Here is a 24,673-nt window from a genome sequence, read left to right on the forward strand (position 1 = left end):
TAGCACATATCTCCTAATGCTCCTGTATAGATTTTGATTAGCAGATTTTCTTGACCTAAACCCCAGCTATACTATAATAATGTATACAAACATTAATTTAAAAAGGAATTTCACATGAACACACTGAGCTATGTATCTTCATTCATTATCGGAGCAGGCATACTTCAAGGAGTATTTCTTGCAGTCATATTATTAAGTATTGGAAAGGGAAACAAAAGAGCCAACCGCATCCTTGCTTTTCTTCTGCTGACATTTTCCATCAACATCACCCACTCCGTATTGTTTGCAGATTTGATTTACAAACAGAATAACCCGCTTATGAAAATAAATGAGCCTTTTCAACTGCTGCTGGGACCGCTTACCTTCTTTTACATAAGAGAGCTGACTAGCCCTTTAAACCGTTTTAAAAAAGCAGATATTTTTCACATTTTACCCTTTGGACTTTACAGCCTTATGATTTTATTTTCACCCAAAATTGAGGCATGGCACTCATTTTTGAAGCAATATTCGAGCACAGCCACAGTTTTCATATGGAGTATCATACTAACCCATATAGTATCCTATACAATAGCAGCAGTACACTGCTCCGAATTGCACCGGAAACGGATAAAGGAATGCTATTCCGATATTGACAGGATTAACTTGAACTGGTTGAAATACATGCTTTGTATTCTACTTGCAGTCTATTTAATATATTTTGTACTGCTTGTCTGGCTGATTCACGGAAGCAATCCATTCCCCCACTTTCAAAAGGTTATTTGCATTATCCTGTCTATATCTGTATTTGGCTTTGGTTACCGCGGTCTTACGCAGCCTGAAATTTTCAACAACAATTTGCCGGACAATGAGATAAGCCTGGAAAAAATGCAACTAGAAAGCATATGTACAGATGAAAACCCAAGTCCAAAATATGAGCATTCCGGTCTTGATGCTATGGAAGCAGATGAAATTTCGAAGAAGCTGTCAGCTTTTATGGATGAAGAAAAGCCTTATTTAAATCCTGAACTGACGCTGCCTGATCTCGCCTCAATGCTGGAAATACCACGGAACCGCCTCTCACAGGTATTGAACGAAAAATTGGGCATGAACTTTTATGATTTCATTAACGGGTATCGCATAAAAAGGGTTCAGGAGCTGATGGCTGATCCCTCTTATCAATATATGAAAATACTTGCCGTTGCATTTGATGCAGGTTTCAGCTCTAAAGCAACTTTTAATAATTTCTTTAAGAAGTATACCGGCGTTACCCCTTCAGAGTACAGAAGACAACTGGAAACTAAATAGGACGGGTCCTAACCTACCCGGATATTACAAATTCATACGTCTATTCCTATCCGCTAAGACGACTAAATCCTCCTTACAGCTTACAATTACAACATAAAACACTTTTAAGGAGGATTTATCCATGCAGCAAAACAAAATAGAAAAACCCTTTATTAAATTAACTGAAGTGGTTAAAGAATTTAGTAATGAAAGAGGAAAGTTTACAGCTCTCGATCGAATTAATCTCTCTATTTCCAAAGGGGAGTATGTCGGTATCGTAGGAAAATCCGGCAGCGGAAAAACTACCCTGCTTAATATGCTTACAGGAATTGACCGTCCCACATCAGGGGATATTGTTATAGACAACCGGGTTATCACTTCCCTGTCTGAAAGCCGAATGGCTGTATGGCGCGGTAGAAACATAGGGGTGGTTTTTCAGTTCTTTCAGCTCCTTCCTACACTGACTGTTCTGGAAAATGTAATGCTTCCAATGGATTTCTGCAATTCATACCCCTATACTGCCAGAAAGACCAGAGCTTTATCCCTTCTTGATAAGGTGGGTATGAAAAGCCATGCTGATAAAATACCTTCCAGTCTTTCAGGCGGCGAGCAGCAGCGGGTGGCAATAGCACGCGCGCTGGCAAATGATCCGCAGATTATTGCAGCTGATGAGCCCACCGGAAACCTTGACAGCCGGACAGCAGGAATGATATTCGGAATTTTTGATAAACTGGTGGAAGAAGGTAAAACAGTAATAATTATTACCCATGATAAGGAAGTCGGCATGCGTGTAAACCGATGCGTCACAGTAGCCGACGGTAAAATAACTGAAGATATACCCACAGAAAGGGATTCTTCCAAGTATTTCAGGGGGGTGAACTGACATGTTCAGACTTTGTTGGAAAAAGAGTATTAAAGATTTTTTATCCAGTAAGTCAAGGACACTGCTTGTGCTTCTTGCAATGATTGTAGGAATTACCGGCATGGGAGCAGTATTGAACGCCCAGGCTATACTCACCAGAGAAATGACTGCCAATTATCTGAATACAAATCCGGCTTCAGCCACTCTTTGGGTAGAAGCCCTGAACAAAAATATAGTCGAACAAGTACGGCAAATGCCCGGAATAAAATATGCCGAGCAAAGAAGAACTGTACCTGCGCGTGTAGTTTCAGAAACTTCCATAGGAAAAGAAATATATCTGTTTGTAATAAGTGATTTCAACGACTTGAGCATAAGTACCTTTACCTCTGAAAAGGGCAGCTGGCCTCCTGCAAAAGGAGAAATCCTTATCGAAAGATCAGCAGTTGATGTGCTGAAATGTAAGATTGGAGACATAATTAACGTAAAGCTGCCAGACCTGCCTGCTGCAAAACTGAACATCACCGGGATACTGCATGCTCCGGCACTTTCCCCTGCCTATATGGAAGGCTTTGCATACGGCTTCATTACACCGGAAACATACCGGATGCTCGGTGGAAAAAACGGTATGAATGAGCTAAAATTTGTCGTTTCGGATAACCAGATGGACAAAAAGCATATCCGGGATATTACTAATAAACTAAAAGACTGGCTGGAAAAACAGGGAAAAAGGGTTGAGAGGATCGAAATTCCCAAACCGGGAAAACACCCGCATGCAAGTCAGATGGAGACGCTGCTCTTCCTTATAGGCTCTTTTGGGATACTCACTTTAATCCTAAGTGTCATCATTGTAGCCAATATGATTTCAGCTATATTATCACAGCAAATCCGGCAGATAGGCATAATGAAAGCTGTGGGCGGAAGACCTCTTCAAATCGCATCAATCTACTTGACATCAATCCTGATCCTTGGAGGTATAGCTATAGTTGTGGCGATCCCGCTGGCTGTCATAGGGGGAAGGGCATATTCAAACCTGGCAGCGGAAATGCTGAATTTCAAAATATTTGACAACAGTATCCCGTTAGGAATATATCTTATTCAAGTGCTGGTAGGTCTGCTGCTGCCTTTGACAGCTGCGGTCTACTCCATAATAAAAGGGAGCTTTGTCACTGTAAGAGAAGCACTTCAGGACTATGGGGTTTCTTTGAAAGGGAAACATACAAAAGAGGTCTTGCTATATAAGATAAAAGGTATTTCACGCCCATTTCTTCTATCCATAAGAAATACTTTCAGAAAAAAGGGCAGGTTGTTATTCACATTCGGTGTTTTATCCATAGGAGGAGCCCTGTTTATCACTGCCATGAATGTTTCAGCATCTATGAATTCCAGTACTGTAGGATTTATCAAATCATTCCGTTTTGATGTATCGGCTATGCTTGCGCGGCCTTATGACAAGACAGATATAGAAACCGCGGTAAAAAAAATTCCAGGTATAAAGTATATGGAGGTTTGGGGAGGTTCCCAAGCTGCACGTATGCATCAGGACAGCATGAAGGGCAATAACTTCACCATACTGGCTGTTCCCCCTGATACCAAAGCAATTGCTCCTATACAGCCAAGCTCAGGCCAGTGGCTGAAATACGAAGATACAAATGCAATAGTCATAAACCAGATGGTGCTATCACTGGAGCCTGACATAAAACTGGGTGACACAATCACATTAAGTATCAACGGCAGGGAGTCAGACTGGAAGATTACCGGAATTGTGCAGGAAATAATGTCTGAACCCAAAGCATATGTTAATATGGAGTATTTCCAGAATGTAACAGAGCAGGACGGTCTTGGCCAAAATGCAGTGATAGTTATCGATAAGAAAGAAGCGAAAAGCATAAACAATATGGCAAAGATAATTGAAACTGAATTGGAGTCTTCCGGTTTTCAGATAGTAAAAGTCCAAAGGCTGGCTGATATACGTGAAAAGGTAGAAGAGCATCTTCTCATAATAGCCAGCATGCTGGTAATAATGTCGTTCCTCGGAGTTACAGTCGGAGGTCTTGGACTGTCAACTACCATGAGCATCAATATTCTTGAACGCACACGTGAAATAGGTATTATGCGCGCTGTTGGAGCCTCCACCAAATCAATATTCCGTATAATACTGGGTGAAGGTATTGTTATAGGACTGCTCAGCTGGGTATCTGCCGTATTGATAGCAGCTCCGGTAAGCATTTTCATGAGTATTACCTTTGGAAATGTCTTCTTTGAAACGCCTCTGAAGATTTCATTTTCACCATTGGGCATTTTCATTTGGTTGGGGCTGGCTTTAATACTGGCAGCACTCTCAAGTCTTTATCCGGCTTGGAAGGCTACAAAAATGGGCGTACGCGAAGTCCTTGCCTACGAATAGAACATTTTTTTCAATTCTTTAATTTATTTCAAAATTATCTATAGACATTTATGTAAATTAAACTTAAAATAGTATGATAATTCATTCTACATACTACGGAGGATATTACACAAAATGAGCCGGCTGGGAGATAAGGAATTTTACAAAACACTGGTGCATCTGGCTGTTCCTATAGCGTTACAGAGTCTTGTTGCATCATCTCTGAATATGATAGATGCCATTATGGTGGGACAGTTGGGAGAAAAAGCAATCGCAGGTGTGGGTATAGCAAATCAGGTTTTCTTTCTGCTAAACCTGATTCTGTTTGGTGCTTACAGCGGAGCAAGCATATTTGCATCACAATACTGGGGCAAGGGTGATATCGGCGGAGTAAGGACAGTGCTCGGTATTTGTCTGAAAATAGGCTGCGGAATATCTCTAATATTCACTCTCGTGTGTCTGATATTCCCTAAACACATTATCGGGCTGTTCAACAGTGATCCTATTGTTATCGACCTTGGCGTACAGTTTTTAACAATAAATGCAATGAGCTTTGTAATAATGGCAATTTCCTTTTGCTATGCAGCATTATCCAGAAGTACCGGTTATGTCAAACTGCCAATGTTTGCCAGCATTATTGCTTTGTCATTAAATACGGTACTAAATTTCCTTCTCATCGAGGGCAATTTAGGATTCCCGTCCATGGGGGTACGCGGCGCTTCAATTGCTACACTGATCTCACGTATAGTGGAAGCGCTAATAATAGTTCTGGTAATATACACTGCAAAACACCCTGTAGCCGCAGGTCTCAAGGAATTGATGAGCTTCGACACGGATTTCCTGAGGAAGTTTATCAAGACTACTTTGCCGGTTATTTTACATGAAGGCCTATGGTCTCTGGGAGTAACATTTTACACGTTCATTTATGGACATATGGGTACTCCTGAAGCCGCTGCCATGAATGTTGCCGCCTTGAATATCGTTTCAAACATTGACAGGATCGCTTTAGTCTTATTCTTTGGTTTGTCCAATGCCTGTGCCATCATGGTCGGGCATAAGATCGGAGAGGGTAATAAGGATCATGCATACCGTGACTCCGGAAGATTACTGATTATAGGCCCTCTTTTAGGTGTAGCTACGAGCATAATGCTGCTTTTATCCTACAACAGCATACTGTCGTTATTTCACGTCTCAGCCGATGTCAAGCATCTTGCTGCCCAAGTACTTACTGCCATGGTTTTCGTATTTCCGATAAGAACATTTAATTTTGTCATGATTGTAGGCGTAGCAAGAGCAGGTGGTGATACAAAATTTTCACTGTTTATGGAGATTTTGCCCCTATGGCTGTTTGCAATACCTTTGACTGCCCTGGGCGGGCTTTATTTTAATCTCCCGCTCATATACGTATATCTTCTGTCGACTACCGAAGAGTTTATAAAAGCCTCTTTGGGCTTACGCAGATATTTCTCCCGCAAGTGGATACACAATGTAACTCATACTTAATTCAATACAATGAGGTAAACTCACTTCAGTGAGTTTACCTCAAGTTTATACGATAAGTGATGAATATGAGAGATACAGCCAGAAAAAACATTGAAAAAATCAGAAATCTTGTAGGTGATATTACTGAAGATCAACTCAGGCACGTAGACTGCTTTGTCGGAGACAAGATAGCCATGTTCATGCCTGTGACCGGCCCATGCCTTTATTCCATTTCTCCCCTACATACACATCCATCATATATGTTTGTACTGTCATTTGACAACACTACTGTTGTTAAAATTCATGGAAATACAATACGTTCGGAGCAGGGAAAACTCAGTGCGTTATCCCCCGGAATTCCTCATCAGGAACTTAATGACGGCTTCACTTCAAGGTACATAGCAATATTTATTGATAAGGAACTCTTTGAAGGTGAGTTGGGTGAGTATATAAATAAAAATATAGTATTCCCGGGAGAATACTATAAGGCTCCCGAAGCGCTTCTTCCCAGGCTGAGGAGCTTTATGATAGAAGCAGATAATAATATGCCCGGGCAAAAAACTCTTTTATATACTATCGGCCTGGAAATATGCCATACAATCATAAGGTCTGTCCTGAATCTTAACCATGCACATGATAGGGTTTCCTACAGGCTTGAAATTGATAAAGTTATTCACTATCTGCACAATAACTATAACAGAAGAATATCAGTTAACGAACTTTCGAAGATAGCAAACATGTCGCTGTCACATTTCTCAAGGGTATTTAAAAAAGAGACCGGACAATCAGTATTGGATTATCTTTTAGAACTCCGTTTTGAAAGGGCGCGGAAAATGCTTACCCATGAAAATATGCCTATAACACAGATAGCTATGGAATGTGGCTTCGGAAGCTCAGCCTACCTGTGTTCAGGTTTTAAAAAGAGATATAATCTAAGTCCGCTGGAATATAAAAAACAGTTTGGCAGTAGTTGATTACAGCAGCTAAATGATAGATATTTTTGAGGAGATATAGCTTGCATAGCTGGCTTGATTCTACTATAAAGTAATATCAAGCCAACCTTATTAACGTTTTATTACTATCTTTTTACTCAGCAGAAACCGTTTCAAGGCAACCATGAATCCGCGCGGCACTTCCCTTTTCTCCTGAACGGGCTCTGCTATCGCTATTTCAGCCATTTTCATAATACTCTCAAAGGAACCGGCCCCTGCTATAAATCTTGACGGATGACAAAACACTGCATCATCGATTCCGACTATTTTTCCAAGTTCCTCTTCTCTTTTTCCTGCCCAAGCCTTCGGAAGTCTTTTCCTGTCTCTGAATGAGCTTCCATTATCCCTGACAGTTTGTAGTAGATACTGCTCTTCCCTTGGATAAATAACGAATAAAACTTCCTTCTCCCTGTCTATTCTGGATAAAGTGTTTGCCCAGGGATAAGCTGCTTCCAGTATAAGAAGCTCCGGCCTTACCCGGTTATTATATGCATATACGACATACTCTCTTGCTTTAATATTGGAAATACGCTGATTGATTGTATTTCCAAGTGTAGCAGAAGCAAATTCCACTGCTTTGCTGAAAGCTTTTTCTTCAGATATACCGTCATCCCAGGGCGGGTTAAAACCTGCAATGATAGAAGTAATATTCATTGTGGGGATAATGGTTTCAGTAGTCCTAATACCATTATCCGCTGCATCAATACTCTCAATCAGGACGGCATCTATATCTGAAAAGATTTCATCAACTTCTTTCTCCTGTAATTGCGGCTCTCTTGAAACTATAACTTCCTTACCGAATTTTCTCCATATCAAACCACATGCGGCATATGGAGTTCCGTTTTCACGATATTCCTTTTCAACCTGATGGTGGTCAAATTCCCCGTCTCCTACATCATATACCAGATCAAGCTTGCTGAGGATCTCAGTATCTCTGGTCCTTACAACCTCTACGTCGAATAATTCCTTAAGTATGGCTGTTGCCATTACCTCATCCGCATGAAACCTGCCATTATGAGTACCTACTTTTCTAAATTGCTTCTTTGTATCGATTATAACCCCTTCTCTCCATAAGGTGATCTTACATGAATCAATCCCTCTTAAAAGCAAGAAAATATGTTGTCAAAACTATTATTAGCTGTGCGGAAAATTTGATTCAGGTATAACCATGTAGAAAATGAAAAAAGAACAAATATGTTTTCATTGAAAAGATTCATCCTAAAATTTGTATTCATGAATGTTCACAATTTATTAATATTGTAATCACAGAACACACACATTGACAGGATAGAATAAAATCATCAAATGATGAAAGGAGTTATATAAAAATGAGTAAAAAGAAAGTACTTATAGCACTTGCAGTTACTACTGCACTTACCCTTCCTCTCTCAGTTTTTGCTGCCACTTCAGATACCCAGGTTGCAAAAAGCATACGCGGTTTCTTTGGAATTGACTTTTCCAAACTAACCGAAAAACAAAAAACAGACGCTAAGGATTATGGCAAAAAAATGGCTGATCTGCAAAAAGATTTCATTAACAAGATGGTTGAGAATGGATCAATGACAAAAGAGCAGGGTGATGCGGAAATCAAAAGAATAGACGAAGCTATTAAGAACGGGGAAGAACTCAATTTCCTGTCAGGTTTCGGAAGAGGAAGGGGCGGTTTTAGCGGTCCTGGAATGAAGGGTGGTTTGGGCATTGGAAAAATCGACACTTCAAAGCTTACTGACCAGCAAAAAGCTGATCTGAAGGATTCCCGCAAAAAAATAATCGAACTGCAAAAGGAATCTATCAGCAAATTAGTTGCAAACGGTCTTCTTACCAAAGAACAAGGCGATGCTGTTATAAAGAAAGCTGAAGAGACAGCAGCCGAAATTGAAAGCGGCGACCTGACTGCGGGAATGGGTCTTGGAAGAGATAGTTTCGGTTTCTTTGGTATGTATAGAACTGATGCTTCCACGTTGACTGAAAAGCAAAAAACAGACCTGAGTGAAATAAAAACTAAAATGACTGCACTACACAAGGAATTGATAAACAAACTCGTTGCCAATGGTACTATTACCAAGGAAGAGGGCGATGCCGCCATCCAAAGGCTCGACAATATGAAAGATTTTGACGGACAATACGGTATGCACGGTAAAAAGGGAATGAAAAAAGGACGCTTTGGCAGTCCCGGGAGACAGGGCAACACAACGACAACCAACAGCTCAATCACAACACAGGCTGCTTCATAAATAAAAAAAATAAACCCTTTATGACAGGAATTTTATAATTCACAATCATAAAGGGTTTATTTTTGTATTAAGAGCATTACTATGACACTATTGTTTACCTTGCTTCATAGTGAGTGTGCAAGAGATGATGTGCCTTATGACTTCCCGGCTCTCCAAGGTATTCCTCATATAACTTTTTGATCTCAGGGTTATCGTGGGATTTCCTTTTTTCACAAGCCTTGTCTATTGCATAAATACCTTCTATCCTCTTTTGCTTGACTTCTTCAGTTTTCGATTTATCCATTATGATAGGTTGTCCGCCCCCATTTATACATCCACCCGGACAGGCCATAACCTCAACGAAATGGTAATCAGCCTCTCCAGCCTTTATTTTATCCAGAAGCTTAGCTGCATTTGCAGTACCGCTTGCTACAGCTACTTTTATTTCCATACTGTTAATATTTATCACAGCTTCCTTGATACCGTCAATTCCCCGGACAGCAGTATATTCTACCTCCTTCAGGTCTTTGCCCGTAAGCCTGTCCGCCACTGTACGCAGTGCTGCTTCCATTACACCACCGGTATTTCCGAATATGACCCCGGCACCTGAGTAAGTACCCATTATGCTGTCATAGCTGCTGTCAGGCAGTTCCTGAAATTCTATCCTTGCCTGCTTTATCATTTTTGCCAGTTCCCTTGTAGTAATAACTGCATCTACATCCCTCAGTCCGTCTGTTCCCATCTCTTTCCTCTCAGACTCGTATTTCTTAGCTGTGCACGGCATTACTGAAACTACAAATATATTCCTGGGGTCAATACCGGACTTCTCTGCATAGTAAGACTTTGCTACTGCACCAAACATCTGCTGCGGTGATTTGCAACTGGAAAGATTTCCAATGAAATCATGATATTTATGCTCACAAAACTTGACCCATCCAGGAGAGCAGGAAGTTATCAGAGGAAGCTTGCCGCCGTTATTTATCCTTTGAATCAGTTCATTACCCTCTTCTATTATAGTAAGATCCGCACTGAAGTTCGTATCAAATACCTTGTCGAAACCTAGTCTTCTCAGAGCACTAGTCAATTTGCCTTCTACATTTGTACCTACAGGCATACCAAACTCTTCACCAAGAGCTATTCTTACAGCAGGTGCAGTCTGTACTACAACGTGAAGATCAGAATTTTCCAAAGCATCCCAGACCTTATCCGTATCATCTCTTTCCTGAAGTGCACCGACAGGACAAATTTTAATACACTGACCACAGTTTATGCACTCATACTCATTCAAGCTATTCTCGTAGGGAGTCGTAACTGAAGTATGAGCACCTCTGTAAGCATAGTTTATAACTCCCACACTCTGTGTTTTGTCACATACACTTACACAACGTCCGCAAAGTACACACTTGCTTGGATCCCTCACTACAGGTGCCGATGTATCTATCAACCCACGGTCTGATTTCTTTTCATAAGGAATATCATTTATTCCCATTTCATTGCAAAGTTTCTGAAGCTCGCAGTTCATATTTCTTGAACATGATAAACATTCCCTGTTATGGTTTGCCATAATAAGTTCTAAAATATTCTGTCTTGCTTCCCTGACAGTTTTATTTGCGGTCCTTACTTCCATTCCCTCACAAACCTTTGTTACACATGCGGGATGTAATCCCCTCCATCCTTCTACTTCAACAACGCAAATTCTGCACGAACCAACCTCGTTAATACCCTTCATATAGCATAATGTAGGAATGTCAATCTTTAACTGTTTAGCCGCCTGCAATACGGTAGTATCCTTAGGTACTGAAATTTCAAGACCATCTATCTTAATATTAATCATATCCATGGTTATTTTACCCCCTTGCTGCTCGTGCCGCTTGTCCCAAAAGTGCATTTCCCGGTAGAACACTTGCCTGCAGTATGCGCTTCAAATTCTTCTTCAAAAAACTTAAGCAAAGTGATTACAGGTACAGGAGCGCTTTGTCCCAATCCGCAGAAGCTTGTAGTTTTCATTGTCTGAGCCAGACTCTTCAGCTTTTTGATATCCGCAGCAGTTCCTTTGCCCTCTGTCAGTCTCTCAAGTATTTCTACCATTCTTTGATTTCCTTCCCTGCACGGGGTGCACTTGCCACAAGACTCTTCCTCGAAAAATTCCATTACTGTCTTAAGATAATCCACCGGACAGTGGCTGTCATCCACTACTAATACTGCACCTGAGCCGAGTGATAATCCGTTCTTTTTCAGATCATTATAGCAGATTTTTGTATCTAACAAGCTCTCAGGAAAACAAGCACCGGATGATCCACCCAAATGTACAAATTTAAGTTTTCCACCGTTTGGAATTCCTCCACCGATGTCATATATAAGTTCCCTGAGCGTAATACCGAAGGGGACTTCATATACACCTCTGTTTACTACATTTCCCGAAAGACACATAAGCTTGGTGCCACCGCTGAAATCCGTTCCAAAAGAACTGAACTTGTCTCCACCCTCACTGATTATCCAGGGAATGCAGGAGTAAGTTTCAACATTGTTCAGTATGGTCGGCATCTGATACAGTCCACAGTTTTTAATATATGGCGGCTTTTGCCTTGGCCTTCCGGGCTTACCCTCAATAGATTCAACAAGTGCAGTATTTTCACCACATACATAAGCACCCGCCCCGGATACTACAAAAAGATCGAAATCAAAGCCTGCGCCCAGAATGTTCTTACCCAGGTAACCGGATTTTTTTGCATTCTCTATTGCGCTCTTTATAGTTCTCTGTATTGCTGTGTATTCTCCCCTTACATATATGTAACCTTCTGTAGCTCCCATTATAAATGCGCCGATAGTCATACCTTCAATCAGCATCAAAGGGTCTTCCGCCATTATGTGCCTGTCCTTGAATGTACCGGGTTCACCTTCGTCAGCATTGCAAACCATATACTTGGGACCCTTTTTAATAGCATATGCCTGCTCCCACTTTATGCCAGTAGGATAAGCAGCCCCTCCCCTGCCAAACAGATTGGCTTTCTTGATTTCTTCTATAATATCCAAATGCTGCATGGTAATTGCTTTCTTAAGGCCTTTATACCCACCGTTTGCAATGTATTCCTCCACAGAGTCAGGCTTTATCCTGCCGAATCTTGCACTTAAAATCCTAGTTCTTTCCATAGTTAAGCCCCTCCCTGTAAGAAATCACTATATCTTTCAAACTTCCTTCCGTAAGGTTTCCATATACATTTTCACCTATCTTGATTGCGGGAGCTATGTCACAAGCCCCAAAGCAACTGGAAAGCATCAAAGTAAAAATTCCATCTCCTGTGGTTTGTCCCGGCTTTATCCCAAGCTCCTTTTCCAGCATGTGTATTACATTTTCCGCACCTGATACATGACATGGACCACTTTTGCAAACTTCAATAAGGTATTTGCCCCTTGGCTCCATTCCAAACATAGCGTAAAAAGTAATAACCCCATATACCTTACTCAGTGGTAAATCAAGTGATTCAGCAACGTAAGACACCCATTCAGCCGGCAGATAGTTCTTTCCTGAAAGCAGCTGAAGTTCCAACATGATCTGGATAAGATTTTCCTTTGCATTCCCGAATTTGTCCAATACCTCTTTGACCTTTTCCATTTTAACCTCCTATGTCCCCAGTGCACCAAATGAATCATCCCACCGGGCACACAAAAAGCTTTACTATACTTTCTATTGGGGTAAATGTATTTATTTCACTTCTTTGTTCATTCTAAAAATTAGCCTGCTTAATCATTCCCACCTTGATATATTAATTAAAATCCAACCGATCCTTTAAGTGTATACCAGTTTTACATGCCTAATTTTCCAAATAGCGCCAAGCTCTGCAACACTCTGCTATCAAGTTTCGCTTATGCACATAGTATATTGTATACATTGTACCTCATCATTTACCTAATAATAGTTGTTTTTGCGGGCACTGATGAATTTGCGCTTGAAGAGCAGGATTCCGAAGGCACTTCTTAAGACCCATGCAAAGAAGCTTTTATCAGGTGTGTGGCAGCTGCAAATGCCCACATACCCTGATAGATTCGTTATTCATTATTTACAGGGAATAATCAGTGATTATCAGTGGAATATTTTACTGCCGCCATTGACAGGATTATTAAAACTTATCTACTTTATATTTTATATTATTATAAGTTTATGTCAATCAAAACTTTGATATTTTTTTCACATATACTGCGTTTTTGCTTTATTTTTCTGTCAATTATATCATTTTTCTTATATTTTTGACTTAATTTTCAATATAGACCGAGTAAATCGGATGCTATTCATGTATACATTCCAAATTGCTTTACATTCGTGATGAAACATAATAAAATTAATACATAAATACTTACTTAAAAAACGAATTGGAGTTGATTGTTATGAATAATACTACAATCGATCTCTCTCATCACAATTCTCGTCATACCGAATGCTGTACCTGTATGAAAGGCTATCCGAAAAAATGCAGCTGCGGCGGATTAATTCATGCTGAATCAACTGATAGTGAGTCCTTTGGATTACTGGTTGTGTATAGGTGTGACTCTTGTAATTTTGTTTATGATGTTCAGGAAGAAGAGTACTAAAAAACGTACCGTGTTTTTCTTATATTAATGTCAATTAGTACATTTAAGCATATGTTAACATATTGTTTTCATATGCTTTTTTGTTGTCCACGAAAGTTCGTTTATTTGTGTATATCCATGATTCTGGGGGCAACTGACAAATTTATATTCTGACAAGCCTTTTCTACACTATTTTCATCTTTTATTGAATAAAATCTATATATACATATCGTTGCATTAGTAAATTAATTTTAGCTTACTAAGCATGCGACAAAACAAAGGAGGTTTTTCTTATGAAGAGGATTTTAACCCTACTGCTGGTAGTATCACTGTTAGTCGGTTCCATCTCATTTGCCGCCTGCCCAATTGAGGGTTCGCTGCAGAAGTCTGCAATAAGTCTTGTTCCTCCAAACGAGGGAAAAATAGCTGCTATGCTTATAAAGCAAGGTGCAATAAGCAAAAGTGCTACCCCTGAGGAAATTGAAAGTGCAGTAAATACATATCTCCACAAAAAAATGACAGCCGCTGCTGTAATAAATTCAGAGGCTGATAAGCAAAGTTTGCTCCGAAGTATTGTAACCTGTGGGGAAAAAAATCTCGACTACACCAACCTTCTTCACGGAAAAAAATTTGGCAAAGGTATGACAACACCTCAGGGAGCATCGAATATTCCCTGGAATGGAGAAGTAAAAAAAGCCAGGCTACTGATACTTCTTGCTGAGTTTGGCAATGACGTGTATGACGATGGACCCCTTCATAATAATATTGAAAAGCCAGGTGTCCAAAACAACTCGGATATGTGGGTAAAGAATTTCAGCCTGGAACACTACAACAGAATGTTGTTCACCAAAGGTGGCTATGACGCTGTTGACAAAGATGGCAGCAGTTTGCATCTGGATAGTATGATAGACTACTATCTTGAACAATCAGGAGGAAGTTTCAGGGTTGAGGGAAATTCTTACGGCTGGTTCAAACTTCCACATTCTGAAGCCTACTACGGCGACAATACGGAAGACGGTACTGATGATAAAGCTCCAGGAAACCCAAGGGATCTGGTCAAGGATGTATTGTCAGAAGCGGCAAAAGCTGGAGTACCCTTTGAAGATTATGATTTGGAAGATCCTTATGACCTGGACACTGACGGAAATTTTTATGAGCCTGATGGAATAGTCGACCGCCTCGTTATTGTGCATGCTGGAATCGACGAAAGCGGTGGAGGAGGAGCACAGGGAACAAATGCACTTTGGGCTCACAGTTGGGATCTGGGAGGTTTATACAAAATACCCGGTACAGAAATAAGGGCGTATAATTACATAATGCAAGGAGAAAACGGAAGTATAGGTGTATTCTGCCATGAGTTTGCGCATGATCTCGGAATCCCTGATGAGTATGATACCAGGTATAGCGGCAATGGAGATGCAGTGGGATTCTATTCGCTGATGTCAAGCGGCAGTTGGACGGGAAAACCTCTGGGAACCAAACCGGCATCAATCAGCCCATGGGGACGGATAATGCTCCAGGGAATTTATGGCGGTAACTGGATAAGAGTAAAGGAAGTTGATTCATCTGCCATTACAAAGGACGGGGTTAGTTTAAACCTGGATCAGTCAACAGTTAGAGGCACCAACAGCCAGGTTATCAAAGTTAACCTGCCAAAACAAGCCGTACAGACAGTAGCACCATTTGAAGGCAGTTATGAATGGTTCAGTCAGAATAAAAATGATCTTAACACATCTATGGCCACTACTCTTACTTTACCTGAAAGCAGTCATATTACACTTGATTTTTGGACCTGGTTCTTTATAGAAGAAGGATATGACTATGCATATATTGATGTCTCAACAAATAACGGAATAAATTGGACTAATTTGAAAACCTATAACGGCAGCAGTAACGGTTGGATAAACGAGAAAATAGATTTATCCCCTTATTCCGGCAAACAGGTAAAAATCCGATTCATGTGCACTACTGACGGCGGATATCTGGAAAAAGGTATTTATCTGGATAGTATAAAGGTTGTTACATCTGATGGAAATGTGATTTTCCAGGACAATGCCGAAACCGACACCGGCAGTTGGGAATACAGAGGTAACGGCTTTACCCGTTATCAGGGCTTTGAACACAAGGACAATTATTATCTTATTGAGTGGAGAACTCCAAAAGGAACAGATGCAGCACTTAACTACGGGTATAACTGGGTTGATCCAATAGCCGGAACAGTAGAGTTTTTCCCGCAGGAACCTGGTATGCTTGTATGGTACGCAAATGATGCTTACGTGGACAATTGGGTAGGTATCCATCCTGGTTATGGTTTCCTGGGAATTGTAGATTCACATCCTACACCAATTGTAGCTAATGGAGTTGACATCAGAACAAGAATACAAATCCATGATGCTTCTTTCAGCTTGACTTCCGTTCCGGACAAAGTATTTACATTTTTCGGCAAGACCAAGCTTTTGCAGGGAAAACAGGCAGTTCCTGAGTTCAGCGATTCGCAAAGCTATTGGAATAACAAAGCCCCAAGTGCAGGTCTCCAGCTTCCGAAATTTGGGCTTAAGTTCAAGGTAGCAGGACAATCGCAGGATAATTCGACTACAGAGATTGTTCTTTATAAATAGACCAAAGACAGAAAGGAGAACCACTGATAGGATATATATCCCGTCAGTGGTTCCCTTTTTGTACACACAATCCGCAATTCCCATCTTAAGGCATGCCCATATATTTTCCCTATAACCACAAAGTATAGGTTTTATGCTCTGTTGAAATCGCTACTGCAGGTGGCTGCATCTGATTTGATCTAATTTTCAACATCGGCATGTTCAATATTCCTTATGGTCAGATATGCAACCAGTATCCCTACAGCGGCAAGCGTCATAGGTATTGCTATAATTGAACCCAGGGAGAAATCATTACTGCTGGAGCTGAGGATGGATGTAATCAGTATCGAAGATACTATAGTTGCAGGAAAGGATTTTTTCCTCATTCCGAAAAAGAGAGGTATCAGACCTGCACCGGAAAAAGCCAAAGCATTCATAAAAAATTTGATTGAGCTGTTTACAATTACCGTGCTTGTAAGTTCCTCCGTGACAAAGCTGAATATTGAATTTAAGAAGTAGTAGGAAAAACTCACAATAATATCCGACAATATTATAGATGTAAAAGAAAATACTAAAACTATAACCAGTTTGGCAGCAAACAGCTTTTTCCTGTTTATCGGATACATGAACATTACATTGATTGTTTTGCTTCTATACTCGTCTATAATAATATTTGCTATCAATACAGATGAAAAAATCATAAATGTACCTTTGACAAAGGTGTCAATAATGGCAAAAGCTTCGTCATAACTTCTTATTATATCTCCTTCAGCCTTTCCGGTATAGTTCATAAGGAACAAAAATCCTATAATGACCAGATTGGCAATCAATGCCCCCCGTATATATCCTTTTATTTTATATTTTCTAATTTCCAGCTTAATCAGTTTAAGCACCTACACCGCCTCCATTCAATAAATTCAGGAAGTAATCCTCCAGCGAATTGCTTTTGCTGTTAATAGATTCTATTGCAATATCATTTAGAATGAGAGCCTTTGAAATACTGCTCTGTGGTATCCCTGAATCGTATATTCTTATAACGCTGTTATCCATAATTCTGAAATTGGATATCCCAAGGTCATTGGTCAGGATATATGCCGCTTTTTTACAGTCTCCGGTAACTATTTCTACATACTCGGTATTGCTTTCTCTTATGCTGTCCATAGATATTTCTTTTATCAGTATCCCATTGTTTATGACGCCTACCGTATCTGCTATCTGTTCTATTTCTCCAAGAATGTGACTTGAAATAAGCATGGTAATGCCATATTCCTTACACAGCATCCTGAATAGGTTTCTAAGCTCTTTAATGCCTATAGGATCAAGCCCGTTGATAGGTTCATCCAGTATCAGAAACTCCGGCTTTGTAGTAATGGCCCTGGCTATTCCCAGTCTCTGCTTCATCCCCAGCGAAAAGTCTTTTACGGCTTTGCTTTTTGTATCTTTCAGGTTAACCAGTTCCAATGCCTTATCAATAGCCTTCTTATCATGGTATCCCATATATTCACAGTGAAGATCCAGATTTTCTCTGGCAGAAAGCTTATCATAGAATACGGGATATTCTATGATTGACCCTATTCTTTTAAGAACCTCATAAGACTTATCCGTAAGCTTTTCCCCAAATATCTCAATCTCTCCGCCGGTAGGCTTGATAAGGTTTGCAATCAATTTCATTACTGTTGTTTTTCCTGCTCCATTTGGTCCCAGAAAGCCATATATCTCACCTTTTTTTATATGCATACCCACATTTGACACAGCTGCTTTTCCGTCAAAGGTTTTTGTAAGGTTATTTGTTCTTAATATATACGACACACTGACATCTCCTTTCAATTTGTACTATACCTTTATATTAAACTCCGGAATTCTCTTTTTTCTTAATCAATTCTTACAAATTTATTAAGTTACTCGTTCTTCAAGCCAATTTTTACTTCTGGAATTGAATGCTTTGAATAATTCAAAAAAAACGGACAAGATCCTTAAATCCACATCTTGTCCATTTCAACTCACAAACCGGCTGGCTTAGTAACAAATCCTTCTTAAAGCAAACGTAAATACTGTCTTTTCATAAGGCTTGCTGTATAGAATGATTTCTCCTCCCATTCTCTCAACAAGTCTCTTAGTTATGGTAAGACCAAGCCCGCTCCCCTGGTGAAGCTTGTTTCTTGAATCCTCAATGGTATACATTCTCTCAAACACCCTGTCTTTATCCGGCTCACTGATTCCTTTGCCCCTATCCCAGATATCCACATACACAGACTCCTCATCACCCCTAAGGGTCAATCCTATAACCTTTCCTTCACATCCATACTTGATTGCATTGGATATAAGGTTATTCATTATCCTCCCAAGCGCTTCCTCATTCCCTGATGCATAAATATTTTCATCGGGAATCTCAATCATAACTTCAAGACCCTTCGAGGTTAAAGTATCATAGAAAACCAGAATGTTTTTCCTGCATACCTCATTCATATTTATCCTGGTCAGTGGAATCTCCTTGTCTCCTGACTCCAGTCTGGCCAGGTCAAAGAACTTATTTATAAGTTCCAGTATTTCCAGCGTTTTGTTCTGCACTCTGGACAGCAATACCTCCCTGTCTTCCTTGCTGATATTGCTATCCAGCCTGATGGTCTCTATGTATCCCAACACTACAGTAAGAGGAGTTTTGAGATCGTGAGAAATATTTGAGAGCATTTTTCTCATGGATATTTCAGTCTTGTTATAGTCTGCAAATGCTTTCTGATTATAATCCAGAAGACTGTTGATCTCTATGAGAAGCCCTCTTAACTCGGTGTCATCAGTCACAACCAGCAGCTTTTCACCGGTTTTATCACTTATAATGCTATTCAGCTTCTCACATACGTATTTAAGATCTGAGCTTCTGTCCTTTTTTGCTTTATACTGGATATAGATAATGCTTAGCAGTACAGCAACAATTATCAATAAAATCAATTCCATGTCAAAATTCCCCTAGCTTATATCCAATTCCCCACAGGGTTTTTATGTATTTGGGATTTGAAGCATCATCCTCAATTTTTTCTCTCAATCTTCTCATATGTACATTGATTACATTTTCATCTCCGAAATAGTCATCATTCCAGACAAGGCTGTAAACTTGAGCTTTGGTAAATACCCTGCTGGGGTTGGTTGCAAACAGCCTGAGAATCTCAAATTCCTTTGATGTAAGTTTTATATTCTCACCGTTTTTGCTTGCGGAAAAATTATCCAAATCTATAACAAGGTCGTTAAGCTTAATCACCTTGGTTTCTTCCTTCTTCACACCGGCCGAATACCTGGTTGCCCGCCTTATGGCAGCTTTTACCCTTGCAGAGATTTCTATCATTGAAAACGGCTTGGTGATGTAATCATCGGCCCCCAATCCCAAGCCTATAGCTTTATCCACATCACTATCTTTTGCCGACATGATGAGTATGGGTACCTGGCTTTTCTCCCTGATAACTCTCATTACTTCCATGCCATCAAGCTTAGGCATCATAATATCCAGTATAATCAGATCAAACGAGCCGTTTAAAAACCTGGCAATGCCTTCTTCTCCATTAAAAGCACAAGTAATGGAAAAGCCCTCTTTAATCAGATAGTCTTTTACCATCTCGCTTATGGAAACTTCATCTTCAACAAGCAAAATACTATGCATGGTTCACCTTCCCAAAAGCCTTAAACGAAAAATTCTATTATTCATCTAGTAAAATCATACCATAAGAAAAGGAGGTTATCAAACCTCCAAAGCTCTTGCTGTTTACAAATCCTCGGTTAAAGTTCCTTATACTGCATTTCTTTTCAAGCCTTCCTCAATAATTTTCGCCCTTAAAGGTTTAAACTTCATCAATAACCTGACAAGTGGAGGCATTTTTACTACATTCTGATTCGCCCGTTTCTGAGTTCTTTTACTGACTTTTCCTTTTATGGCTATCTCTTTGCCTGCATCAAAAAAAGCGTCAAATACTGACTTCTTTTCCGCCAGCTCTCTATCACTTTTGCTCTGAAGTATAAAGCTTGATTGTCTGACAAGTGTACCAACCATAGGCGCATCCATGAATCTTGAAAATGTTCTGAAATATGATACAACGTTTTTCGTAGTCTCGTTTTCTATGTTTCCGCAGGTAGTCAGCAGTACAAAGGGCTTTGAACATATATCCCGGTTTATGTGATGAAAGAACAATCCTTTTTTTGAAACCTGCATTTTATGAATATCAGCTGTTGAGTTAATCCTGTCAATAAAATTCTTCATCAATCCGGACATGTTAAAGACATATACAGGGGTAGCATAAACTATGATATCAGCTTCCTTCATATTTTGAAAGATTTCTGCCACATCGTCCTTATCCTCAAATACACATTTCAAATAGCTCTTCTCAGTGTGGCATACTTCACAGCCCAGACAAGGCTTGATCCTTCGTTTAGCCAGAATTGCCGTATCAAAGTCTGCACCTGCCGCAACTGCTCCTTCTCTCATCTTGTTAAGCAATGTTTGTGTAAAACCCTTCTCACCCATATGGCTTCCGTTTATAGCTAATATCTTCATATAGTTCCCTCCATACCTGAATACTTTTCTTATAGTTCTTTACCCCCAGCACTTCAATCTTCTGTCAAAGCGCTTCTGTACCTTTTCTGTTTACGCCGCTTATACTCCTTATTCCTTCCAGATAACTAAAGACTACAGGCACAATAATCAGTGTCAGAAGGGTACATAAGCTAAGGCCTCCTAATACAACCAGTGCAAGATCTGCAGACATATCCCCGTTACCTCCGGAAAAACCGAATGCAGTCGGGATCAAGGCTATAATTGTAGCTATCGCAGTCATAAATATAGGTCTCAGCCTTACCGCCCCTGCCTCTTCAAGAGCTTCATTCACCGGCATGCCTGAGTTCCGGTTTGTTTTTACCCTGTCCAAAAGCACTATAGCGTTTGTTACAACAATTCCTGTCAGCATAAGCATTCCTATCATAGCTGTCATTGTTATGGGTTTGCCCATTATGAAAAGAGTAAATATTCCTCCCACACCTGCAAACGGCAAGGATACCATTATTGCCAAGGGGTAAATTATGCTCCCGAAGGTTATTACTATTACTATAAACACCATACACACTGCTGTCAGTATGGCAATACCCATCTGTCCGAATCCCTCGGTTATGTTTTTATTACTTCCTCTCAAATCATATGTAGTTCCTTCAGGAAGCTTCGCTTTAATTTTATCGATTCTATCCAATACCTCTCTGGATACTTTCTGTGTATCCTGTCCTGCAATGTCGGCTTCTATAGAAGCATATAGCTTTCCATCCTCTTTGGAGATGCTCACCGGAGTTTTCTGGACACTTACGTCTGCTATATCACCCAGCTTTAAGATTCCGTTTGCACCGTTAAACTCAAGTTGTCTGATTTTATCCGTACTGTCCATATCCTCCTGCTTTATTCCAAGCCCGACATTTATGTCAGTGCTGTCTTTTTCTATTTTCATTATATTATCATAATTCAGAGCGCTTCTTATGAGCCCCCCTGTTGCTGTAGGATTCAAACCCTGCTGTGAAGCCTTCTCCATATTTACCTTAATCACTATTTCATTCTTTTCATCAGCCAGGTTATTGCTGATGTTTTTCAACCCCTTGATATCTTCTATTTCTTTTCTGATGAGCTCCGATGCTGCTCTGATATCATCGGTATTATTACCCTGTACCATCAGATCAAGGGTTTCACCTGTACCTACATCAAGCTGTGATGATACTGTTATACCCGCATTTTCATCTTCAAGAGTGCTCAAGCCTTCACGGATTTTATCAACGGCTTTGCCGATATTAACATCATCTTTGAGAATTACTTTGAAGGAAGCCTGATTTACACCCTGCATATTAACTTTTGCACCCTGTGAAGCACTTGTATCTCCAACAGCTGAAACAACCGTCTTCACATTTTCATCTGCTGTCAGGTATTCTTCTATCTTCATAGCCTTATGGTTTGTTTGTTCAAAGGCTGTTCCCGGCTTCATATTCAGCTTTATACTCAACAGCTTGCTTTCAGTGGCAGGAAGGAATTGTATACCTGTTTTACTTATCAGTCCAAAAGACCCGATTACAAGTGAAAGTGACACAACTGTTACAGCAAGCCTGTGAGAGAGACAGAATCTCAATATTCTTTTATAAAGCATCTGAATTCTTCCTGTTCCCTCCACATGCTTCATTTTGCTGTTTAGCAGCATAAGCTTGCTCATGGCCGGTACTACGGTTATTGCAACCAGAAGTGAAGCCAGCATGCATACAACGACAGTTATTGCAAAAGCAGTGAATATTTTTCCAACAACGCCTGTAACAAATCCCAGTGGAATAAATACAGCAATTGTAGTAATGGTTGAAGAGGTGATTGCCGAACCTACTTCATTTGAAGCCTCGAGCAGAAGTTTTTCCTTTTCTGTCCGTTTTTCCGCTGCTGAAGCCTGAAACCTTCTGTAGATATTTTCCATAACAACTATAGAGTCATCTACAATCCGTCCGATAGCAACAGAAATACCTCCTAGAGACATGGAATTCAGAGTTATGTCAAACCATGGCAATATAATGATTGCAGCTAAAATGGATATAGGTATGGAAACAACAGAAATTATAGTTGCCCTCAAATCTCTAAGAAATATAGCAATGACAAGCACAGCAAGAACAGCCCCTATCAGCCCCTCTCTCGCCATACCGTTTACAGATTCTTCTACCCCCTCTGCCGAATCGGAGATAAGGTTAAAATGCAGACCTTCGTTTTCACTCTTTATCTTGTCTAAAACACTCTTTACTCTCTCAGATATTTCTATGGTATTTGCATCATTACTTTTAAATACGTTTAGTATCATGCTTTTCTTTAAGTTATTCCTTGAATAGAACTGAGTATTCTCAGGTGCTATTGTAACATCTGCCAGCTCGGATAAAAATACCGTTTTTATCAATCCTGCTTCACTGGTGTCTTGAGTGTCGCTGTCAGAATTTGATTCAACAGTGTTTTTAGCCGGTATATCACTAAAATTTGTTTTTCCACCCACATTCTTAGCGTTGGCATTGGCTGCTGCCCTGGTATTTGTTGTGTGCCTTAAAGCTTCATCAAGCAATAACTTTAGTTCTGTCTGCAGTGCCTCTATTTCCTTTTGAGCACTGCTGATCTGAGCAATAGCAGCATTTCTTTGCTGTTCATTGGTCTTCGGATTTGCAAGTATCTCCTTCTGAGACTGGATTACGCTCTGATTCCTTTGAAGACCGGCAAGTATTGCAGACTGTCTGTTATTATTGCCTATCATTTGCCCCATACGCTCCATTTGCTGCTGAAGCAAGCTCATACCGTTGCCTATCTGCCCCACTGCTTCACTCGTTTGCTCTAATCCCTGACCAATGCTGCTGACCGCCTTCCCCATATCAGAGATGGCTTTTTCAACACCTTTGAAGCCGCCTCCCACTTTTTCCATAAATGATTTTTGACTGAAGGGGACAATAATAGGAACCGACTTAATATCGTTTACAGTCAGCAGTTTGTTTGTCAGGCGTATACCAAAAGCAGCTCCGTTTTGCGATACCTGCCCCAGAGGAAAGGAAATATCATTCATTGAAAAGGCATCTTTTACATCCCTGACAGTCAGTCCGTGTTCTCTCAATTTTTGTTCGTCCAGCCTGATATAAATTTTTTCTGCCTGGTTCCCCTGTATATCAACAATAGAAACGCCTTTTATGCCCTCCAGTTCAGCAATGACTTTTTCCTGTACAAGGCGGGAAATATCTTTTTCAGGCATATCACCTTCTATAGAATATGTGATTATCGGGTACATATTAAATCCTGCACTCAACACCTGGCTCTTCTGCGCCCTTTCAGGCAGTTTTACCTTGTTTACGGCTTCTTCTACCTGTCTTTTTACATCCTCAATATCAGAATTGTCCGACAATTCCACTACAGCAATTGACATATTGTCCGTAGAATATGTTTGTACGCTCTTAACATCTTCAATGCCGGAAAGAGTTTTCTGGATATGTCCCGATACTTCATCCTCTACATCCCTGGGATTTGCTCCAGGGTAAAGAGTTGATACTAATAAAGTAGGAATGCTTATGTCCGGCATACTTTCCTTGTTTATCGTACTGGTTGAAATCAACCCTCCGGAAATAATCATTATGACGAGGATAATGATTACCAGAACATTCTTTAGCGAAAATTTAGTAAATATACCCATACGTTTATACCTCCTATTGATTCATGGAAATTACTATGTTATAATGTAAGCGACTAATCGGTCGCGACCTTATGGTCTAAATATAACACCCTAAAATCCTGCTGTCAATACCGA

General features: G+C 40.2%; 19 protein-coding genes. 9 read left to right on the forward strand and 10 right to left on the reverse strand.

Annotated features, from left to right (window positions below; translation table 11 throughout):
- Positions 1–114 precede the first annotated feature (114 nt).
- The 5 genes from N3I35_01850 (at position 115) to N3I35_01870 (ending at position 6,964) form a co-directional block, all read left to right on the forward strand.
- Entirely contained in the window at positions 115–1,284 is a 1,170-nt protein-coding gene (locus N3I35_01850) for a helix-turn-helix domain-containing protein (protein ID MCX8128825.1), read from the forward strand.
- A gap of 121 nt (positions 1,285–1,405) precedes the next feature.
- Positions 1,406–2,146, forward strand: a complete 741-nt coding sequence (locus N3I35_01855; protein ID MCX8128826.1) for an ABC transporter ATP-binding protein — start codon at positions 1,406–1,408, stop codon at positions 2,144–2,146.
- A gap of 1 nt (position 2,147) precedes the next feature.
- Positions 2,148–4,529, forward strand: a complete 2,382-nt coding sequence (locus N3I35_01860; GenBank protein ID MCX8128827.1) for an FtsX-like permease family protein — start codon at positions 2,148–2,150, stop codon at positions 4,527–4,529.
- A gap of 114 nt (positions 4,530–4,643) precedes the next feature.
- On the forward strand, positions 4,644–6,011 hold the full coding sequence (locus N3I35_01865; protein MCX8128828.1) for an MATE family efflux transporter: 1,368 nt from the start codon (positions 4,644–4,646) through the stop codon (positions 6,009–6,011).
- 65 nt (positions 6,012–6,076) lie between these two features.
- Positions 6,077–6,964: an AraC family transcriptional regulator gene (locus N3I35_01870; protein ID MCX8128829.1), complete on the forward strand. Its 888-nt coding sequence runs from the start codon at positions 6,077–6,079 to the stop codon at positions 6,962–6,964.
- A gap of 90 nt (positions 6,965–7,054) precedes the next feature.
- Here N3I35_01870 and N3I35_01875 read toward each other — a convergent pair whose 3' ends face one another.
- Positions 7,055–8,092 carry an MYG1 family protein gene (locus N3I35_01875; protein MCX8128830.1) on the reverse strand — a complete coding sequence of 346 codons (1,038 nt, stop codon included), beginning with the start codon at positions 8,090–8,092 and terminating at the stop codon, positions 7,055–7,057.
- Between the two features lie 218 nt (positions 8,093–8,310).
- Here N3I35_01875 and N3I35_01880 point away from each other — a divergent pair, with 218 nt between their 5' ends.
- A complete protein-coding gene (locus tag N3I35_01880) occupies positions 8,311–9,216 on the forward strand; it encodes a YckD family protein (GenBank protein MCX8128831.1) in 906 nt (301 codons plus the stop codon).
- Positions 9,217–9,310: 94 nt separating this feature from the next.
- Here the strand turns inward: N3I35_01880 and N3I35_01885 are convergent, their stop codons facing one another.
- The 3 genes from N3I35_01885 to N3I35_01895 are packed head-to-tail and all read right to left on the reverse strand — an operon-like array spanning position 9,311 to position 12,808.
- The gene (locus N3I35_01885; GenBank protein ID MCX8128832.1) at positions 9,311–11,035 is read right to left on the reverse strand and encodes an NADH-dependent [FeFe] hydrogenase, group A6; all 1,725 of its coding nucleotides are present in this window, start codon (positions 11,033–11,035) and stop codon (positions 9,311–9,313) included.
- Positions 11,036–11,037: 2 nt separating this feature from the next.
- Positions 11,038–12,345, reverse strand: coding sequence for an SLBB domain-containing protein (locus N3I35_01890; protein MCX8128833.1), 1,308 nt, complete (start codon positions 12,343–12,345; stop codon positions 11,038–11,040).
- A complete protein-coding gene (locus N3I35_01895) occupies positions 12,332–12,808 on the reverse strand; it encodes an NAD(P)H-dependent oxidoreductase subunit E (GenBank protein ID MCX8128834.1) in 477 nt (158 codons plus the stop codon). Before N3I35_01895 ends, N3I35_01890 begins: the two co-directional genes overlap by 14 nt.
- A gap of 322 nt (positions 12,809–13,130) precedes the next feature.
- On the opposite strand from N3I35_01895, the gene N3I35_01900 reads away from it, so the two are divergent.
- The 3 genes from N3I35_01900 to N3I35_01910 all read left to right on the forward strand — a co-directional run bounded on the left by N3I35_01900 (position 13,131) and on the right by N3I35_01910 (position 16,379).
- Entirely contained in the window at positions 13,131–13,373 is a 243-nt protein-coding gene (locus N3I35_01900) for a hypothetical protein (protein MCX8128835.1), read from the forward strand.
- A 205-nt stretch (positions 13,374–13,578) separates the two neighbouring features.
- Positions 13,579–13,782 (forward strand): hypothetical protein, encoded by a 204-nt coding sequence (locus tag N3I35_01905; protein ID MCX8128836.1) that lies wholly within the window; start codon positions 13,579–13,581, stop codon positions 13,780–13,782.
- A gap of 272 nt (positions 13,783–14,054) precedes the next feature.
- Positions 14,055–16,379: an immune inhibitor A gene (locus N3I35_01910; GenBank protein ID MCX8128837.1), complete on the forward strand. Its 2,325-nt coding sequence runs from the start codon at positions 14,055–14,057 to the stop codon at positions 16,377–16,379.
- 179 nt (positions 16,380–16,558) lie between these two features.
- Here the strand turns inward: N3I35_01910 and N3I35_01915 are convergent, their stop codons facing one another.
- The 6 genes from N3I35_01915 to N3I35_01940 all read right to left on the reverse strand — a co-directional run bounded on the left by N3I35_01915 (position 16,559) and on the right by N3I35_01940 (position 24,559).
- The gene (locus tag N3I35_01915) at positions 16,559–17,251 is read right to left on the reverse strand and encodes an ABC transporter permease (GenBank protein ID MCX8128838.1); all 693 of its coding nucleotides are present in this window, start codon (positions 17,249–17,251) and stop codon (positions 16,559–16,561) included.
- The gene (locus tag N3I35_01920) at positions 17,244–18,167 is read right to left on the reverse strand and encodes an ABC transporter ATP-binding protein (GenBank protein MCX8128839.1); all 924 of its coding nucleotides are present in this window, start codon (positions 18,165–18,167) and stop codon (positions 17,244–17,246) included. The genes N3I35_01915 and N3I35_01920 overlap by 8 nt, the downstream gene beginning before the upstream one ends.
- A 207-nt stretch (positions 18,168–18,374) precedes the next feature.
- Positions 18,375–19,310 (reverse strand): sensor histidine kinase, encoded by a 936-nt coding sequence (locus N3I35_01925; GenBank protein MCX8128840.1) that lies wholly within the window; start codon positions 19,308–19,310, stop codon positions 18,375–18,377.
- A 1-nt stretch (position 19,311) separates the two neighbouring features.
- The gene (locus N3I35_01930) at positions 19,312–19,995 is read right to left on the reverse strand and encodes a response regulator transcription factor (protein ID MCX8128841.1); all 684 of its coding nucleotides are present in this window, start codon (positions 19,993–19,995) and stop codon (positions 19,312–19,314) included.
- Positions 19,996–20,133: 138 nt separating this feature from the next.
- Positions 20,134–20,895, reverse strand: a complete 762-nt coding sequence (locus tag N3I35_01935) for a flavodoxin family protein (GenBank protein MCX8128842.1) — start codon at positions 20,893–20,895, stop codon at positions 20,134–20,136.
- A 64-nt stretch (positions 20,896–20,959) separates the two neighbouring features.
- Positions 20,960–24,559, reverse strand: coding sequence for an efflux RND transporter permease subunit (locus N3I35_01940; GenBank protein MCX8128843.1), 3,600 nt, complete (start codon positions 24,557–24,559; stop codon positions 20,960–20,962).
- Positions 24,560–24,673 lie beyond the last annotated feature (114 nt).

Source organism: Clostridia bacterium (genome assembly GCA_026414765.1).
Classification (GTDB): Bacteria; Bacillota; Clostridia; order Acetivibrionales; family DSM-27016; genus SKW86.

Coding starts and splice junctions, on each gene's coding strand:
- N3I35_01910 (MCX8128837.1), top strand. CDS start 14,055: ATGAAGAGGATTTTAACCCTACTGCTGGTAGTATCACTGTTAGTCGGT.
- N3I35_01850 (MCX8128825.1), top strand. CDS start 115: ATGAACACACTGAGCTATGTATCTTCATTCATTATCGGAGCAGGCATA.
- N3I35_01900 (MCX8128835.1), top strand. CDS start 13,131: ATGAATTTGCGCTTGAAGAGCAGGATTCCGAAGGCACTTCTTAAGACC.
- N3I35_01860 (MCX8128827.1), top strand. CDS start 2,148: ATGTTCAGACTTTGTTGGAAAAAGAGTATTAAAGATTTTTTATCCAGT.
- N3I35_01940 (MCX8128843.1), bottom strand. CDS start 24,559: ATGGGTATATTTACTAAATTTTCGCTAAAGAATGTTCTGGTAATCATT.
- N3I35_01885 (MCX8128832.1), bottom strand. CDS start 11,035: ATGGATATGATTAATATTAAGATAGATGGTCTTGAAATTTCAGTACCT.
- N3I35_01855 (MCX8128826.1), top strand. CDS start 1,406: ATGCAGCAAAACAAAATAGAAAAACCCTTTATTAAATTAACTGAAGTG.
- N3I35_01925 (MCX8128840.1), bottom strand. CDS start 19,310: ATGGAATTGATTTTATTGATAATTGTTGCTGTACTGCTAAGCATTATC.
- N3I35_01905 (MCX8128836.1), top strand. CDS start 13,579: ATGAATAATACTACAATCGATCTCTCTCATCACAATTCTCGTCATACC.
- N3I35_01890 (MCX8128833.1), bottom strand. CDS start 12,345: ATGGAAAGAACTAGGATTTTAAGTGCAAGATTCGGCAGGATAAAGCCT.
- N3I35_01935 (MCX8128842.1), bottom strand. CDS start 20,895: ATGAAGATATTAGCTATAAACGGAAGCCATATGGGTGAGAAGGGTTTT.
- N3I35_01865 (MCX8128828.1), top strand. CDS start 4,644: ATGAGCCGGCTGGGAGATAAGGAATTTTACAAAACACTGGTGCATCTG.
- N3I35_01880 (MCX8128831.1), top strand. CDS start 8,311: ATGAGTAAAAAGAAAGTACTTATAGCACTTGCAGTTACTACTGCACTT.
- N3I35_01870 (MCX8128829.1), top strand. CDS start 6,077: ATGAGAGATACAGCCAGAAAAAACATTGAAAAAATCAGAAATCTTGTA.
- N3I35_01895 (MCX8128834.1), bottom strand. CDS start 12,808: ATGGAAAAGGTCAAAGAGGTATTGGACAAATTCGGGAATGCAAAGGAA.